At 56.7% G+C, this 16,640-nt stretch carries 11 protein-coding genes; 1 reads left to right on the top strand and 10 read right to left on the bottom strand.

Annotated features, from left to right (window positions below):
* From ispF to HMPREF1323_RS08850, 4 genes are all read right to left on the bottom strand, one after another.
* Nucleotides 1-480, bottom strand: a 480-nt coding sequence (gene ispF / locus HMPREF1323_RS08835; RefSeq protein ID WP_316913265.1) for a 2-C-methyl-D-erythritol 2,4-cyclodiphosphate synthase, incomplete at its 3' end; no start/stop codon positions are given.
* Between the two features lie 14 nt (nt 481-494).
* Nucleotides 495-1,640, bottom strand: coding sequence for a type IX secretion system outer membrane channel protein PorV (gene porV / locus HMPREF1323_RS08840; RefSeq protein ID WP_009433823.1), 1,146 nt, complete (start codon nt 1,638-1,640; stop codon nt 495-497).
* Between the two features lie 111 nt (nt 1,641-1,751).
* A complete protein-coding gene (dacB, locus tag HMPREF1323_RS08845; protein WP_009433822.1) occupies nt 1,752-3,293 on the bottom strand; it encodes a D-alanyl-D-alanine carboxypeptidase/D-alanyl-D-alanine endopeptidase in 1,542 nt (513 codons plus the stop codon).
* A 142-nt stretch (nt 3,294-3,435) separates the two neighbouring features.
* Nucleotides 3,436-4,011, bottom strand: a complete 576-nt coding sequence (locus tag HMPREF1323_RS08850; RefSeq protein WP_009433819.1) for a 50S ribosomal protein L25/general stress protein Ctc — start codon at nt 4,009-4,011, stop codon at nt 3,436-3,438.
* Nucleotides 4,012-4,449: 438 nt separating this feature from the next.
* On the opposite strand from HMPREF1323_RS08850, the gene fmt reads away from it, so the two are divergent.
* Nucleotides 4,450-5,406 (top strand): methionyl-tRNA formyltransferase, encoded by a 957-nt coding sequence (gene fmt / locus HMPREF1323_RS08855; RefSeq protein WP_009433818.1) that lies wholly within the window; start codon nt 4,450-4,452, stop codon nt 5,404-5,406.
* A gap of 124 nt (nt 5,407-5,530) precedes the next feature.
* Here fmt and HMPREF1323_RS08860 read toward each other — a convergent pair whose 3' ends face one another.
* The 6 genes from HMPREF1323_RS08860 to lpdA all read right to left on the bottom strand — a co-directional run bounded on the left by HMPREF1323_RS08860 (nt 5,531) and on the right by lpdA (nt 15,950).
* Complete coding sequence (locus tag HMPREF1323_RS08860; protein WP_009433821.1) at nt 5,531-7,234, bottom strand: tetratricopeptide repeat protein; 1,704 nt, start codon at nt 7,232-7,234, stop codon at nt 5,531-5,533.
* 28 nt (nt 7,235-7,262) lie between these two features.
* A complete protein-coding gene (locus HMPREF1323_RS08865; protein WP_009433815.1) occupies nt 7,263-9,836 on the bottom strand; it encodes a membrane protein in 2,574 nt (857 codons plus the stop codon).
* Between the two features lie 822 nt (nt 9,837-10,658).
* On the bottom strand, nt 10,659-11,168 hold the full coding sequence (locus HMPREF1323_RS08875; protein ID WP_009433820.1) for a flavodoxin: 510 nt from the start codon (nt 11,166-11,168) through the stop codon (nt 10,659-10,661).
* Nucleotides 11,169-11,187: 19 nt separating this feature from the next.
* The gene (locus HMPREF1323_RS08880) at nt 11,188-13,233 is read right to left on the bottom strand and encodes an alpha-ketoacid dehydrogenase subunit alpha/beta (protein WP_009433825.1); all 2,046 of its coding nucleotides are present in this window, start codon (nt 13,231-13,233) and stop codon (nt 11,188-11,190) included.
* Nucleotides 13,234-13,235: 2 nt separating this feature from the next.
* Complete coding sequence (locus tag HMPREF1323_RS08885; RefSeq protein WP_009433826.1) at nt 13,236-14,537, bottom strand: dihydrolipoamide acetyltransferase family protein; 1,302 nt, start codon at nt 14,535-14,537, stop codon at nt 13,236-13,238.
* 54 nt (nt 14,538-14,591) lie between these two features.
* Nucleotides 14,592-15,950, bottom strand: a complete 1,359-nt coding sequence (gene lpdA / locus HMPREF1323_RS08890; RefSeq protein ID WP_009433816.1) for a dihydrolipoyl dehydrogenase — start codon at nt 15,948-15,950, stop codon at nt 14,592-14,594.
* Between the last annotated feature and the right edge of the window lie 690 nt (nt 15,951-16,640).

Raw genomic sequence — 16,640 nt, forward strand, 5'->3', positions numbered from 1 at the left:
GCCCTTGACGGCGATGAGTGCGGTGGCGAAGGCTTCCATCCCTTCGCGGCGACCGACGAAGCCCATGCGCTCGGCTGTCGTAGCCTTCAGCGAGATAGCACTCTCTGGGATGCCCATAACCTCCGCCATCACACGACGCATCTCGGGGATGTGTGGGTTGATCTTCGGTGCCTCTGCTGCTACTGTCGCATCGATGTTGCCGATCTCATAGCCTGCTTCACGCACGAGGGCGCAGCTACGGCTGAGGAGGATCTTGCTGTCAATGCCCTTGTACGCCATATCGGATGGTGGGAAGTGCACTCCGATATCACCGAGGGCAGCCGCTCCAAGGAGGGCGTCACATACAGCGTGGAGGAGTACGTCTGCATCGGAGTGACCTTCGAGGCCCTGCTCAAAGGGGATCTTCACGCCGCCGAGCCAAAGCTCGTAGCCGTCACTGAGGCGGTGGACGTCATAGCCGAAGCCCGTCCGGAAAGGTATCTGTGGCATATATATTACTTGAGTAGTCCGCGGATGCCGTCCATATCGAAGGCCAGCGTAAAGCGGAGAGTCTGATCGAGTGGATTGTCGGAGATCGTAGAGATGAGGTAGGATGCATCGATGCGGAAGGCGCTCATGCGGAAGCCTGCCCCAGCGGTGAAGGCTTGGAGATTCCCCTTGTTGGGATGGAGGTAGCTGTAGCCAGCACGCACGAAGAACTTATCACAATAGTTGTACTCTGCACCAAGGCTCCAACGGATTTCCTTGAGCTCTTCGCCGAAGCCACCAGGCGCATCACCGAAGCTCTTGAAGATCCCCGCGATGGCAGAGGTCTTCTGATAGTCGGTGATCTTCCCTGCATCCCCCGTGGGAGGTGTGGGGACGAGGAGCTTATTAGCCTCGAGGTTTACGGAGATCATGTTCTCCTTGTCGATGGGGTAGAGGAGTCCCGTACCCAGACCGAGATTCGTGGGGATGAAGGAGGAAGTCGTCCCTCCGTCAAAGGAGATCTTCGTGCCGATATTGCGGATGTTGAAGCCCTTTGTCCACAGGCACTCAGCCCCACCGATCGTGATGTACTTCTGGTGGTAGCCTGCGATGTCGGCGGCGAAGGCTGACCCAGGGCGGTCTCCTTGCTCACGGCTTCCCTGATCCGAATGGATGTAGCGCAGGGCTACAGCGAGGGAGAAGTTGGGGGAGAGCTTACGGGCGTAGCTCGCATCGATGGCGAACTCATTGGGGTGCGATACGCCGAGGCTTCTTCCAGAGGCATCCCACGTCGTGAGCTTACCCATGGTGAAGTAGCGGAGCGAAGCACCGATAGTCTGGGTGTTGTCATTCCCAATGCGGAAGTAGCCTCCTGCATGCATCAGTGCGATGTCGTTTACCAGACGAGATAGCCAAGGTGTATAGCCGAGCGATAGGCCGGCCTTGCTATCGATGAATGCAAACTTGGCGGGATTCCAATACTGGGAGTAGGGGTCTGCTGTCGTTGATACCCCGACGTCGCCCATACCAGAGGCCCTCGCATCAGGGCTAATCTGTAGTGATGGGACAGCAGCTGTCACGGGATTGAAGTAGCGAGCTTCTTGGGCTTTGGCCGTTCCGATGCACCCGAGGGCGCAGAGAGCGAGAGTAGTAAAGGTAGTCTTTTGGTTCATATTCCTTGGGGTATGCTCCCTCTGGAAAGGGGATTAGAGAAGGATACCGAGTTGTACTATAGCGCAAATATACGACTATCCGCCCATGTAGCACGCTATTAGCCTCTTGGGCTAACGCTTCTTCCCCTTGCGTGAGGACTTAGAGGAGGCCTTGTGTGAAGCCTTCTTGCTACCCTTGCTGTGCTCGCTATGCTTCTTCCCCTTCGCCGCTATCTTCTTCGTGGGGGCAGGAGGCGGAGGAAGGGGCTGCTGGGTAAAGAGCCCCGTCAAGAGGCGGGTGAAGGTCGCACGCGCCTCAGCACTATTGATGGCTCCGTTAGCGATGTAGACGATGCTGTACCACTTGTCCTCATGAAGGAGGTAGCCCGCATAGCCACGTACACCACGCATAGAGCCACTCTTGAGGTAGGCGGTCACTTCGCTCGGGATGGAGAGGCTACGTACTGTGCCTTCGACACCAGCTTCGGGGAGTGAGGTCAAGAAAGGCTTGTGGAGTGACTGGTCACGCCAGAGCTCTGAGAGGATGAGGCTGAGTGCCCCGGAGGAGAGGCGTCCCTCTGGGCTGAGTCCCGACCCATCCATAGGATAGAACTCGGTCGGAGTAAGCCCCAGACGCTCCCGCCAGTAGGAGCGCATCACCGTAGGCTGGCCTGTCTTGCGCTGCTCGTAGCTATTGAGCGCATAAGCAAGGCCTTCGGCATAGATATTGGAGCTACGGAAGTTCGTGATCTTCGCGAGTGTATCCGCAGGGAGTGAGGTGTAGTAGCCCAGCGTATCAAGGCCCGTGATGAGCTCGTCATAGTTGAGCTCGGGGCGATCCTGTAGGTCGATCCCCTCGAGCCGCAGGCCTTCATTGAGCCACATCGTGGCATAGCTGGGAGGGTCAGGCATCGTCCAGCGTAGGTGTCGACCTGAGAGGCCTTCGCGTACGGTACCCGAGATGAGCAGGGTGTCGGCTCTACGCATCGGGGTAAGGTCCAGTTGAGTTGAACTACCGAGGAGTAGCTCTTGGTGCGTGGGGACGAGGAGTGATGCGACATTCGGCTCCACGACAGGCTGCTCCCCGTCGCTGGAGAAGAGGTAGAGATCGGCGTAGTTGTCTGCGATGTTAAAGCCCGAGATGGGAGCGCCATAGTACTCGTCAAGGTCTTCGTCGGCCCAAGTCTCATTGAAGAAAGGACGGGGGAAACCTCGGAGGTCAATGATTAGACGTCCCGTGATACGGGTGATCCCGCGCTCCTCAAGCAGCGCCTTGACCTCACTGATGAGGCGCTTCTGATTGGGGATGTAGTGCGATCCAAGTGAAGGGTCTGCTGAGGCCTTCAGCACCAAGTCCCCATGAAGTGTCTCGCCATCGACCTGTCCGCGGATCATCACGGGGATGTGGAAGCGGTAGTCATGCCCACGTAGCGCAAGGAAGGCTCCCGTCGTGGGGATCTTCACCAGCGAGGCGGGGCGGAAGGCTTCGGACGTGCGGTGAGCAAGTACGGGCTCTCCCGTCTGGAGATCGCGTACGAGAGCTGTGACACGTACCCCAGGACGCTGCTCATAGCGGCGCAGTATCTCGATCGCTTCGGGGTAAGGCTGCGAGTAGACTGGTGCGGTGAGAGCGAACAGGCTGAGGAGAAGGAATAGGCGAGTGCGAAGGGACATCTGATGGTCGGGACTACATGAGCAGGGGAGAGGGTAGGAGGGAGAAGAAGAGAGGCTACCCCTACATGTGGTAGGGGTAGCCTCTGTAGGTTGGGCGATGGGAGCACATCAAGGTGCTCTATCGCTTAGGCTGAGCTGTAGCTTACTTGTTGCCCTTAGCCATAGCACCACGTGCAGCACGGGTGAGCTTAACGGCGCAGACGACAGCGTTCTTAGCGTTGATGACTTCGAGACCTTCGAAGCTGAGGGCACCGACCTGGATGGTCTTACCAAGACCAAGCTCCGTAACGTCGATGAAGAGCTTCTCGGGGATCTCCGTGTAAGGAGCGCGTACCTTGAGCTTACGCATTTCGAGACTGAGCTTACCCCCTGCCTTCACACCTTCAGCGTGACCAGTGAGGACGACGGGAACTTCCATGACGATAGGCTTGTTAGCTTCTACCTGGAGGAAGTCGAGGTGGAGGATAGCGTCAGTGACGGGGTGGAACTGGAGGTCCTTGAGGACAGCCTTGACCTGACGGCCATCGATGTCGAGGTCGATAGCGAAGATGTCTGGAGAGTAGACGAGGTTACGTACGCCATCCTGGCTTACGGTGAAGTGGAGTACTTCGTTGCCTCCGTAGAGGACTGCGGGGATCTGATCACCAGCGCGGAGGCCCTTAGCGGCCTTCTTACCGAGCTCGTTGCGGAGCTGGCCTGAGAGTTGGAAAGTCTTCATTCTCTTTGTTTTAAATTGTGTTACTCAAAATTAGTGTCTTCTAATTTCCCATCACACGAGTCCTCTCTGTCCGCGGAGGAAGGAGGGCTTCTCGTCTTCGAGACAATCGTCGAACGGCGCAAAGATAGTGATTTTCATCGACATCCCGACATATCCTCTGCGAATAGCTGGTGTTTCCAAGGCCTCAGCTTCCTCTAACCATAGCATAGAGAGGCTACTGTCCCGAGCAGCTATCTAAAGGAGGGTGCTACCAACCTATATAGGTCGTCGGGTGAACCTATATAGCTCGTGAAGCCGACCAATATAGGTCACGAAGCTGACCAATATAGGTTGCCCCGACGACCAATATAGGTTCATATCCTGCTCTCGTAGTGTCTCTCCCTCCAGCTGATAGGGCAATTCTTTGTAGCTTTGCTCCACCATAGCCCCTATAAAGAGATGAAGAAAGAAGATCTACGTATCGTATATATGGCGACCGCGGACTTTGCCCTGCCGTCCCTCCAGCGCCTCGTCGAAGGTGGATACAACATCGTGGCAGTCGTCACCATGCCAGATAAGCCGGCTGGTCGTGGGCATAAGCTCAAGCAGAGTAGCATCAAGATCTACGCCGAATCGGTAGGACTCGAGGTCCTCCAGCCTGAGCGACTCAAGGATGAGGCCTTCGTCGGTCGCCTGAAGGAACTACGCCCCGATCTCGGTATCGTGGTCGCCTTCCGTATGCTCCCCGAGGTCGTCTGGTCACTCCCCCGCTTCGGGACGATCAACCTCCACGGCTCACTCCTGCCTAAGTATCGTGGTGCAGCTCCCATACATTGGTCGATCATCAATGGCGAGACGGAGACGGGGGTCACGACCTTCCGCCTGCGCCATGAGCTCGACACCGGGGATATCCTCTTGCAAGCGAGCCTACCTATCGGGCCAGAGGATTGTGTGGGGAAGATCCACGATGAGCTGATGCTCCTCGGAGCAGAAACGCTCCAGCGCAGTGTCGACCTCTTCCTCGCAGACGAAGAGCCGAAGGCCAAGCCCCAGAGCCTTTATGAGGCGAATCCCACGCATGCACCTAAGCTGACGAAGGAGAATACCCAGCTACACTGGGATCGCCCAGCGGTAGAGCTGAATAACCTCGTGCGTGGCCTCTCTCCTTATCCTGCAGCATGGTGCCTCCTTTCCTTTGCTGGCGAAGAAGCTCAGCCCTTCAAGATCCTAGAGACGGCTGTCAGCGGTGAAGAGCTCCCCACGGAAGAGCACCCCATCGGTTCTGTCATCATCACGGGCAGACGTAGTCTGGAGATTCAGACCTCTGCGGGGCGTCTTGCTATCAAGACCCTACAGCCCGCAGGGAAGAAGGCGATGCCTGCCTCTGCCTTCCTCAATGGACTCCATCTGAAGTAAGCCTTTCTCATAGATTAGCTCTCGAGAGAGCTATCCCCTTATAATGCCACCGGGCGGCTACCTCCATCGTGAGGTAGCCGCCCAGTGGCGTATTTGTAGTCGCTTATTTAGTGAGCGAGTAGGCTTAGTAGAGGCGCGTCAGCTGAGTGAAGTCCTTCAGGCCACGCAGTGAAGCGAACTCGAGGTCAGCATCGATGCGTGAGGTGAGGCTGGGATCCTTCTGCAGAGCCTTCTGGAGTGAAGAGATAGCCTTGGCAGAGTCCCCCATGCGAGCAGCTACGATAGCACGGAGGTAGTCGGTCGTAGCATCGGGCTTAGCGATAGCTTCGAGCGTCTTGATAGCCTTGCTGTAGTTGCGGTTGAGGATCTGTGCTACGGCAGCATTGTTCGTCGTGACATCACCATAGGCCGTCTCAGCCTTGGCGTAGTCACCCTGACGCAGATAGAGGAAGCCAAGAGCGTCACCTACACCAGGCATAGAGCTGCCTTCGGCGATGAGTGAAGTGGCCTTGTTGAGGTCACCATCCTTCAGTGCCAGCAGGCCGAGGTTGACCTTCGTCTCGGGGTTGTCCTTACGCTTGAGCGCACGGTCAAACCATACGAGGGCAGACTCATAGTCACCACGCTGCAGGCAGAGTGAGCCGACGTTGTTGTATGAGCGGTAGTCCTTGGGGTACTTCTGCATGACGAGCTTGTAGATGTTCTCCTTCTGAGCTACGTCATCGGTGAGGGTAGCCGAGTAGAGAAGCTCTTCGACAGTAAGTGCGCTGGGGAACTTCTCCAGCAGGCTCTGGATCTCAGCATCGCTCTTGCCAATGATCTTGACGTTAGCGACGAGGCGTGAGCGACGGAGCTTGGGGAGAACCTCATCTGCGAGCTTGCTGAAGACAGCCGAGATATTGCGGATCTCATGCTCACGCTGCTCGGGGTCGGGGTACATGCTCAGTACGCGAAGTACGAGTTCCTTGTCCTGGAAGTCACTCTGCTCGACGAGCTTCTTGAAGCCTTCCCAGTCCTGAGCGGTGTAGTGAGCGTCGATAGCGACGTCAGACATCTTCTGCTTCTTGAAGGCCGTCTTGAGCTGTGCCGTGGTGTTCTTCTCACGCGAAGCACTGAGCTTTTCGTTCAGCTCCTTACCACCATCGGGGGAGGCGTAGGCCTGGACTTCGACAGATACCTCCTGGTTGGGAGTCTCCTTAGCGTTCTGTACGGTGTACTTCCACTCCTGCACCTCGTCCTTATTCAGCTCGGAGCTGCGGACGTTGGACTGCTGGATGAGGAACATGATGTTGGCATCATACGCCTCCTTGATGACGCGCTGGAAGCCGTCGGGAGAGATGACGGGCGTCACGCCTGCGAGCGTAGCGAGAGCTTCGGTAGCGATCACGCCATCAGCGACCTTGAGGTCGGGGAGCTTGACCGTGCGGCTACCCTGCTTCCCCTTGAAGTTGAGGTAGAGCTCGCTCTTTGCCATAGCGGGGACGTAGGGCAGGACGAAGTTGACGGTGGCGTTGGAGCCATTAGCATGGTACACGATACGGTCGTTGCCGTAGACCTTTTCGCCCTGGAAGGTGGTGCCGTTGCCCCACTTCTCACCGCCCTGATAGCGGAGGATAGGGACGATGGTCAGCGTAGCATCCTTGGGGAACCACTTCGCGGGGAAGGTGAGATGGACGGCTACAGGTACTTTGCCCCCGACGACTTCGAGGGGCTGAGGTTCGGCCTTGACTTGGTCGGCCGTCATGGGGCGTAGCTTTTGGCTACAGCTGCTTGCGGTGAGTAAGACAGTCGCCGATACGAGGGCGCCTGTGATCACTTGCTTGATCATTGCTGCTTGGGATAAATATGATGAAGGGTTAATGTTGCGGAGTCGTAGCCTTCTTGTCCTTGCGCTTGAGGAAGGGCTGGACGAGGGAGGCGAGGAGGAGCAAGGCGAGCAGAGCGGTGCAGACCTTAGCGACCAGCTCCGTACGATGAATCGAAGCGGGGTCGAAGGTCATCGTCAGCTCGTGTGTCCCTGCAGGGATATAGGCTGCACGAAGCGTATAGTCAGCACGTACCAGAGGCAGCTCGTCCTTGCCGTCCAGCGTGAGGTGCCATCCGTGAGGATAGTAGATCTCAGAGAAGACGAGGAGACGAGGTACATCGGTCGTGACGCGGTACTTCGCCTGGCTGGGGGCGTAGGAGAGGAGCTCTACCTGACCGATAGCGGGTGCGGGCTGTAGGCTATCCGTAGCGAGGCTATCTGTAGTAGCAGTGGCAGGAGCAGCCTTGTAGCTTGAGAGTTCGCCTTCGAAGCGCTTGTCGACGACTGCCGTAGTGCGCAGGGGCGTATCATCCAGCGCGGACATCTCTTCGTCAGCTGTCGTGACCCAGCGGATATCATTGACGAACCATGCGGGGCCGAAGGCCTCGGGGTTCTTCTGATACTGCAGGCCATGCTCTTGGTCTGCGAAGATGAAGTAGCGCGTGTCGAGCATGTTGTAGACCTCCATGTTCTGCTTGGCGAGCTGACGCTCGATGAGGTCCTGATAGCGACGGAGCTTAGCAGCGTGGTAGCCACCTACGCTGCGGTGATTAGCGCTGGTCGTAGCATCGTTGAAGCTATTGACCGCGAAGTTCATCACACGGTAGTGAGGATCCTTGTCCTCGGCGATAGCCTTGTCGACAGCGGTCACAGGACGAGCCTGTGCTTCGACGCTTTCCTTGGGGATGAAGAGATCATCATTCAGATAGCGCTTATCGACGAGCCAGAGGTCACAGAGGGTGATGACGCCGATAGAGGCGAAGAGGAGGGACTTCTTGATCTTCCCCTGGGCATAGAGTACGCAGGGGAAGAGGGAGAGGATGATGATGAGCCCAGAGCGGAGGGCGTCGGCAGAGACGATACCGGCACGGACTTCCTTCAGACTGCTCATGATCGAGGAGACGGGGAGCTGGCTATTGCCCATCGCCTGACGGAACATCTCATGCTCAGCGTCACTCATCAGCCCAAGGAAGGTCTGAGGCACGAGCCACAGCACGAGGCAGGGAAGTAGCGTCAGAGCAAGGCTCACATATACGGCGAGCTTGTCCTGAAGGACTTCCTTCGGGTGGCGTGCGAATTCGACCAGTGCCAGCACGGCGAGTGCGGGGATGGTGAATTCAGCGACGACGAGGATCGATGACACCGTACGGAACTTATTGTACAGTGGCATGTAGTCGATGAAGAGGTCGGTGAGCCACATCATATTGTGACCCCACGCCAGCGCAATAGAGAGTGCCGTACCGGCAAGGAGTGCCCACTTCAGCGGTCCACGCACGATGAAGATACCGAGGAGGAAGAGGAAGAGGACGAAGGCACCGACATAGACGGGACCAGCCGTGAAGGGCTGATCACCCCAGTAGTGGTTCATCCCTCCGATGATCTGCTGGAATTCGGCAGGGACATCCTCCATATTTGCTGAGCCTTCGCTGAGTGCACCCGATGCTCCGCCGTAGAGGTTGGGGATGAGGAGCGTGAAGGTCTCGCCCTTGCCGTAGCTCCAGGCGGTGATATATTCCTTGTCGAGGCCCTTAGCGGTAGCCTGTACTTGCTGTTGGTTGCCTTCGGTAGCTTCGGGCGTGAGTTCGCTACCACCACGGATCGTCTCCTGCCCATATTCATAGGTGTGATAGAGGTTCGAGCCGTTGATGCCGATAGCGATAGCACCTGCAAAGAGGGTGACGCAGGTAGCGATGATGAAGCTACGCAGAGCCTTCCCTCGCAGCGCTTCGACGAAGTAGCCGATGAGGAGGAAGACAATGAGGAAGGCGAAGTAATAGCTCATCTGCACGTGGTTCGACAGGATCTGAAGCGCCGCGAAGAGAGCCGTCATGGCACCACCGAGGAGGTAGCGCCCGCGATAGGTGTGTATGATCCCTGCGATCGTCGGCGGGATGAAGCAGAGAGTCATCAGCTTCCATATATGTCCTGCCGTGATGAGGATGATGAAGTAGCTGGAGAAGGTCCACATGATCGCCCCGAGCACCGATGGTAGGCGCTCCATACGCAGGGCACGCATGAAGAGATAGAAGCCACCGAGCATGGCGAAGAGCAGCCAGCTATATCCTGGTAGGAGCGTGAAGGGCCACTGCAGCGTCAGCACATCCTGTATCGTGCGGATGACGCCTACCGAGGGGTAGGAGGGTGCGATCTGATACATCGGCATCCCCCCGAAGAGGCTGTTGGTCCAGTAGGAGAAGCCTTCCCCCGTAGCCTCCATGTGCTTGTAGACATCCGAAGCATTGCCGCTGGCACCAGCGACGTCCTGCTGGAAGAGCTCACGGCCCTCAAAGACAGCGGGCGCAAAGTAAGCTAACGCAAGGAATAGGAAGAAGATGACGACCCCAATCACTGGGACCGAAGAGCGGAGGTAGTGCGAGGTAGAGGAGGGGACTTTGGCTTCCACGTATGATCTAATTAATTACGAACCAAACAAACATATCTCGCCCCAAAGGTACTAAAAAGCCCCCATGCACCGTGAGTGATGCCCTCAGAAAAGGCCTTCCGAGCGGAGGATGCTAACGGCTCGTCATCGAAAGTCACAGCGCATGGGCATGGACGACGATCTCGCACAGCGCCTCCCATCGGGTGGTAGGTGCCTTGACTGCGGTGCTGTCTTAACCGAAACACCTCAACTAACCGAGGAAAGCAGCTGGAGTGGGCGAAGTCACTTCTTGAAGTTCGTGTGCATTCATAAGGAAGATGCCGAGGAAACCAGCTTACGTGGGCGAAGTTTCTTCCTGAGCTTCGTGCGTCTTCATAAGGAAGAAACCGACGATTATTAAGTAGCTTCGTGATGATTTATACGTATTAATGCAGGAATTAATACGTATTATTTCGGCGATTAATACGTATAAATCCGAAGATTAATAGGTATAAATGCGCAAGTTCATACGGTTGATTCTGTGAAATCGACCGAATGAAATCTCTCCTTCAACCGATGCTTCTGTCGCGAACTCAAGGAAGAAAGCGCGCGAAGGCAAGTATCTTTTCTCGCCGCCTTCAGTAGTTCCGTCCGTGCAGTAGCGATGGTGTGAGGATGGATCACATTCCTTTTGCTCCCTCGGCCCGGCTACTTTTTGCCGTGAAATAAGCCCCTTCGCTCGCTGAGCTCAATAGGTCCGAATAGAAAAGTCCGCCCCCTCAGACGCTGCACCACTGTCGTGGGAGCGCTGAGGGGGCGGACTTGCGATGGATAGCAAATAGAGGCGTGGCCTCTACGTGCGCCTTACTTTACGCCAAATTCCTTCTTGACCTGCTTGATCCAAGCGGTGAGGCGGGCGTCGGTAAGCTCAGGCTGATTTGTTGGATCGACGACGAGGCCGACGAACTGATCACCGCACTCGGCGAGTGAATGCTCGTATTCGTAGCCTTCGCGCGACGTGCGGCCGACGACTTCAGCACCCAGCTCCTCGAAGTATCTGGCGAGGATACCCACGCCATCAGCAAAGCTGACGGGGGTCTCTACCTGATTGCCAGGGCCGTAGATAGCTACGCGCTTGCCGGAGAAGTCAGCGTCCTCGATCTCGGGAAGGAATTCGTCCCAAGCCGAAGGCAGCTCGCCGTTGAAGTAAGTAGGCGTACCGAGGATGAGCGCATCGTGCTTCTCGACGTCAGCGAGATGTGCCGTGTCGATGTCTACATATTCGATCCCTTTCCCCCAGGCTGCAGCGATACGCTCTCCCAGCTCGGCGGTGTAGGCTGTGCTCTTGCTGTAGAGCAGTCCTATAGTCTTCATATTGTCGTTGCTTTTGGAGTTAGTATTCGATGAGCTCCTTAGCTGCGGCGTAGATCTTGTCTTCGCTGGGCAGGGTCGTCAGCTCAAAGCACTTGTGGAAGCCTACGGGCGTGGAGAGTGCCCCGACACGGAAGATGGGGGCATCCAGATCACGGAAGGCCTTCTTGGCGATCGAAGCCGCGAGCTCTGCACCGAAGCCACCGAAGACGCGGTCTTCGTGTACGATGAGCGCCTTGGACGTCTTGCGGATAGAGGCATAGACGGTCTCTTCGTCCCAGGGTACGAGCGAGCGAAGGTCGATGACTTCGATACTCTTGCCGAGGTCCTTCTGGATGCGCTCAGCGACATTGAGAGCGAAGTGGAGCGTATTCCCGTAGGTGATGAGCGTAGCGTCCGTCCCTTCGCGGCGGATACGTGCCTTGCCGAAGGGTACTTCGAAGTCTTCGGGTATGACCGAGGCAGACTCAGCACTATTGTACTGTGCCTTGGGCTCGAGGAAGACCGTGACACCGCGTGAGCGCATCGCCGTACGGAGAAGCCCTGCGGCATCGTCCGAGAAGCAGGGATAAACAACGCGAGCACCTGGGAAGGTCGTCAGGACACCTTCGACACTCTGCGAGTGGTACAGACCACCCTGGATATAGCCACCCGTAGAGAGGCGGATGGTGATATTGGGAGAGTACTGCCCGTTGCTGCGCCAGAAGTCGTGCGTGGAGTTCACGAACTGCTCCATAGCCGGCCAGAAGTAGTCGGAGAACTCAGCCCCTTCGATGACGATACGGATCTTGTCGCTGAAGCGGCTCATACCGTTTGCCGTACCTACGATGTAGTCTTCTGCGATAGGAGCGTTGAAGATTCGCTTGTTGCCGAACTCCTGAAGCATGCCCTTCGTCACGTTGAAGACGCCACCCTTATCCTTGTTAGCGACGTCCTGACCCCAGAGGAAGGTGTCGGGATTGTGACGGAACTCCTGCTTGAGGGTCTTGTTGATAGCCTGTACCAGTGTGAGCTTCTCGCCCGAACCATCGGGGATACCCGTACCGTACTTGTCGCCAGGGTAAGCTTCGCCGATGACGTACTCCATCACGGTATCAGCCGTGGGGTCTGGTGCCTTGAGCGCATTGCGGTTAGCGACCTTCAGCTCTTCGCGTGCTTCTGCTTCGATAGCCTGCAGCTCTTCTTCGGTGAAGCGCTGGTAGCGCAGGAGCATACGACGGAACTTAGGCAGTGGGTCTGCTGCCTGAGCGCGCTGCAGCTCTTCTTCGCTGCGGTAGAGCGTGTGCTTATCCGAGTTGGAGTGTGCGCCGATACGTACGCAGTCTGCCGTGACGACGACAGGCGTGCGGTGCTTGACAGCGTACTCACGTGCAGCCTCCATGGTGTTCATAGAGTCGAAGACGTCCTTACCATTACAGAAGAGGACCTTGAGATGGCGGATGCCAGCGTAGTTCTGCCCGACGCGTGGGTTAGCCGTCTGCTCGTGCGTAGGCACGGAGATACCATAGCCATTGCCCTGGAGGACGAAGATGACTGGGAGGCGCTCACGAGCTGCACCGTTGATAGCTTCGAAGACATAGCCTTCGGAAGCGGAGGATTCCCCGTGTGAAGCGATAGCCACACCGTCTACACCATAGTAGTCGAGAGCACGTGCCAGACCTACAGCCTGAGAGTCATGCGCAGCGACGCAGGAGGAGATGTTGTGGATACCCCATTCGACCTTAGCGTAGTGGTCGGACATGTGTCGGCCGCCACTCGTGGGGTCGGTAGCCTTGGAGATACCATTGAGGATCATCTCCTCGACCGTCATACCAGCTGATAGGGCTGCCAGTAGGTCACGGTAGTAGAGGAAGAGATGGTCCTTGCCTCGCTGGAAGATCTGTCCGATAGCGAGCTGGATACCATCGTGGCCAGCGTTGGAGGCGTGGAACTGCCACCCGATAGACTGTAGCAGATAGCTGGGCGCCTTTTCATCAAGGCAACGGCCGAGGTAGAGGAGGTAGTACCAGCGACGAAGGGTCTCCTTGTCGGTGGTCTTGATCCCATATATCTTCTTTACTGAGCTCATGGTTATGCGTTGTTAGTCTTCCATTCTTCGAGGTAGCGTGCTACAGCCTGTAGGAAGGCGCCGCCGAGCATACCATCGATGATACGGTGGTCATAGGAGAAGGAGAGATAGATCTTATGGCGGACGGCGATGACGTCACCAGCAGGTGTCTCGAGGATCGTGGGTTCCTTTTCGATAGCCCCGATACCGAGGATAGCGGACTCTGGCTGGTTGATGATCGGCGTACCGAAGAGCGTGCCCGAAGAGCCGTAGTTCGAGATCGTGAACGTGCCACCGGACATTTCGTCTGGCGTGAGCTGTCCCTTGCGGCTCTTGTCTGCAAGGCGAGCTACCTGCTCAGCGATGCCTGCCAGGCTCAGCTTGTCGGCATCACGGATGACGGGTACGACGAGGTTGCCATCAGGCAGGGCTACGGCCATACCGACGTTGACGTGCTTACGCTCGATGATGTTGTACCCATCGACAGCTGCATTGATGCGGGGGAAGTCCTTCAGCGCACGGGCTACCGCTTCGATGACGGGAGACATGTACGTCAGTGAATAGCCTTCGCGCTTCTTGAAGCTGTCCTTCTCTGCTTCGCGCCACTTCACCAGATCCGTGATGTCGGCCTTGATGAAGCTTGTCACGTGAGGAGCTACCTGTACCGACTGTACCATGCGGTCTGCGATGATACGGCGGATAGGATCCATGGGGATCACACGGTCTTCGGGACCAACGGGTACAGCGGGAGCTGCGACCTGAGGACGAGCAGCGGATGCGGGAGCAGGAGCTGCAGCGCGCTCTGCACGTGGAGTAGGAGCGGGCGCCCCCTTCTTCTGCTCGATGTAGCGGACGATGTCGGCCTTGCTGACGCGACCGCCAAAGCCCGTGCCCTGGATCTTGTCCAGCTCTTCCTGACTAACCTTAGCGGCCTTAGCACGCTCGAGGACGACTGGTGAGTACCAGCGCTCTACCGTGCCACGATGCACTTCGGTGACGGGAATGGATGGGGTGGGGGCAGCGGCAGGAGCTGGTGCTTCCTTCTCTGCTGCTGGTGCTGGGGTGGCAGGAGCCACTGCCTGACCCGAGGTGTCGACGATGATGACGGGCTCACCGACAGCGACGGTGTCGCCTTCGGCGTAGTTGATCTTGACGATCGTACCTGCTACGGGGGAGGGGATCGTAGCGGCCGTCTTGGCAGAAGTGATCTCGAAGAGGTCTGTGTCCTCCTCGATGTAGTCCCCTACCTTCACGTTGAGGACGGTGATCGTACACTCGGTTACGCTCTCGCCCATCTTGGGCATCTTGATATCGAATGTCGCCATGAGATTTAGCTTATATGATGTGTCTATTATATCTATGGAGTGGGTAGGTAGCTCTTAGGAGAAGAGGACCTCGTGGAGGATCTCCCCTGCTGTGGGGTGGGGGAAGATATGGCGTCGGAAGTCCTCAATGCAGGAGCGGTCGGTGACGGCAATACCAGCCAGGAGGATGAGCTCCGATGCGGGATTCCCTAAGATGTGGCAGCCGAGGATGGTGTCATTCTCGTCGACAAGGACCTTACACAGCCCAGGGGCTTGCTCGTTCTCTACGACGTAGCGTCCTGCATAGGCCATGGGGAGCTTGAGCACGCGGTAGTAGCGGCCTTCGGCACGGAGCTTCTCTTCGGTAGCCCCGACACCTGCGATCTCGGGGTGCATGTAGACGACAGCAGGTACAGAGTCGTAGCGCATGCGGTCATCACTACCACCTACGATATGGTTGATAGCGACCTCACCCTCACGGATAGCGGTATGAGCGAGCATGGAGAAGCCTGTGATATCACCAGCAGCATAGACGCGGGGGTGGGAGGTCTGCATGTACTCGTTCACTACTACGGCTGCGCGGTTCATCTGGATAGAGAGCGTCTCAAGGCCTAAGCCATCCGTCACGGGACGACGGCCGACGCTCAGAAGGATCTGCGAGGTGGGGAGGACTTCGGTCTTCCCGTCCTTCGTCTCGATGCTTACGCCCTCAGCAGATACTGCTGTGACCTTCGTCTCGAGGTAGAACTGAATACCACGTCGTGCATACTCCTTGCGAAGCATGCCCGAGGTCTCGCTGTCCATAGCGCCGAGGATCTCGGGAGCCATCTCGATGACACGTACGGGTACACCGAGGGAGGTATAGATACCAGCGAACTCCATACCGATGACACCACCACCGATGATCGTGATGTCCTTGGGGAGTGTCGTGGCACTGAGGGCCTCGCGGCTCGTCCAGTAGCCGACTTCGCTGAGGCCTGGGATGGGAGGGATGGCAGTCTCACTACCAGTAGCAAGGAGGACGTAGCTCACGGCATAGGTCTCGTCGTCTGTAGCGACTAAGATACGGTCTCCCTCTTCGCCCGTGAGGCGAGCAGTCTTGGAGATGACCGTGACACCAGCACCCTTGAGCTTGTAGGAGACACCTCCAGTAAGGGTCTTGACGATCTTATCCTTGCGGGCAACGATCTCTGCGTAGTTGGCGGAGATAGCTCCCTCTACATGGATACCATAAGCAGCGCTTTCGCGCATTTCGTCGAGGAGGTTGGCCGAGTGGAGTAGGGTCTTCGTTGGTATGCACCCTTCATTGAGGCAGACGCCTCCGAGGGCTGTGTGTTCAAAGAGTACTACTTGAAGGCCGTTGGCTGAAGCATTCGCTGCGGCATTGTAGCCAGCAGGACCGCCACCGATGATGGCTATATCGAAGTTCTTCATTCTAATTGTCCTTTTTGTGTGTGTACAAAGCATTCCAAAGATACGTTTTTTCGTCGTACACTATCAAAATGCCTTGCTTACAAGGTGCGTATAGCCCTTAGAGGAGACTGTTGCCGCGAGTCCTGCCCTCTATTTGGAGTGCTAAGGCATCGTACGCCCAGCCCCTCGATATGCCATTCCCATGTGACCGAGTAAGCCTTTCGCCTTATCGTGAGTATTCCTCTTATCCAGCGGAGGGGAAAGTGTCCTTCTCATGAAGGAAAAGCGCCTTCCCGTAGTGGTTTTTCCGCATCTATGTACGTAGTCTTAAAGACCAGGTACGTAAATCCAAATATCCACGCACGTAGATATTAGAGCCACGTACGTAGCCCAAACTTATCTGCCACTCGTCCATAACTTTTATCCCTACGCGGAGCAACAATCTAATATAGGTCACTTCACAAAGCTATATAGCTTCGCACCGAAAGCTATACGGAATCAGTCCAAAGCTATATAGCTTTCTTCACCATCCTATATAGCTCCACCTACGCACCCATTTACCAATATATGGGACCATTGCGCAAGCTGTGAAGAGATGGCCTTGCGCAATGGTCTCTTGAGATGAGCGGGGAGTGCCTCAAAAAGAAGCTCGCCCCCAGCTTCCGATCGGGAGCTGGGGGCGGGCTTATATATAAGGTGTAGGGATCTTAG

This window comes from Porphyromonas sp. oral taxon 279 str. F0450 (assembly GCF_000292995.1).
GTDB lineage: Bacteria > Bacteroidota > Bacteroidia > Bacteroidales > Porphyromonadaceae > Porphyromonas > Porphyromonas pasteri.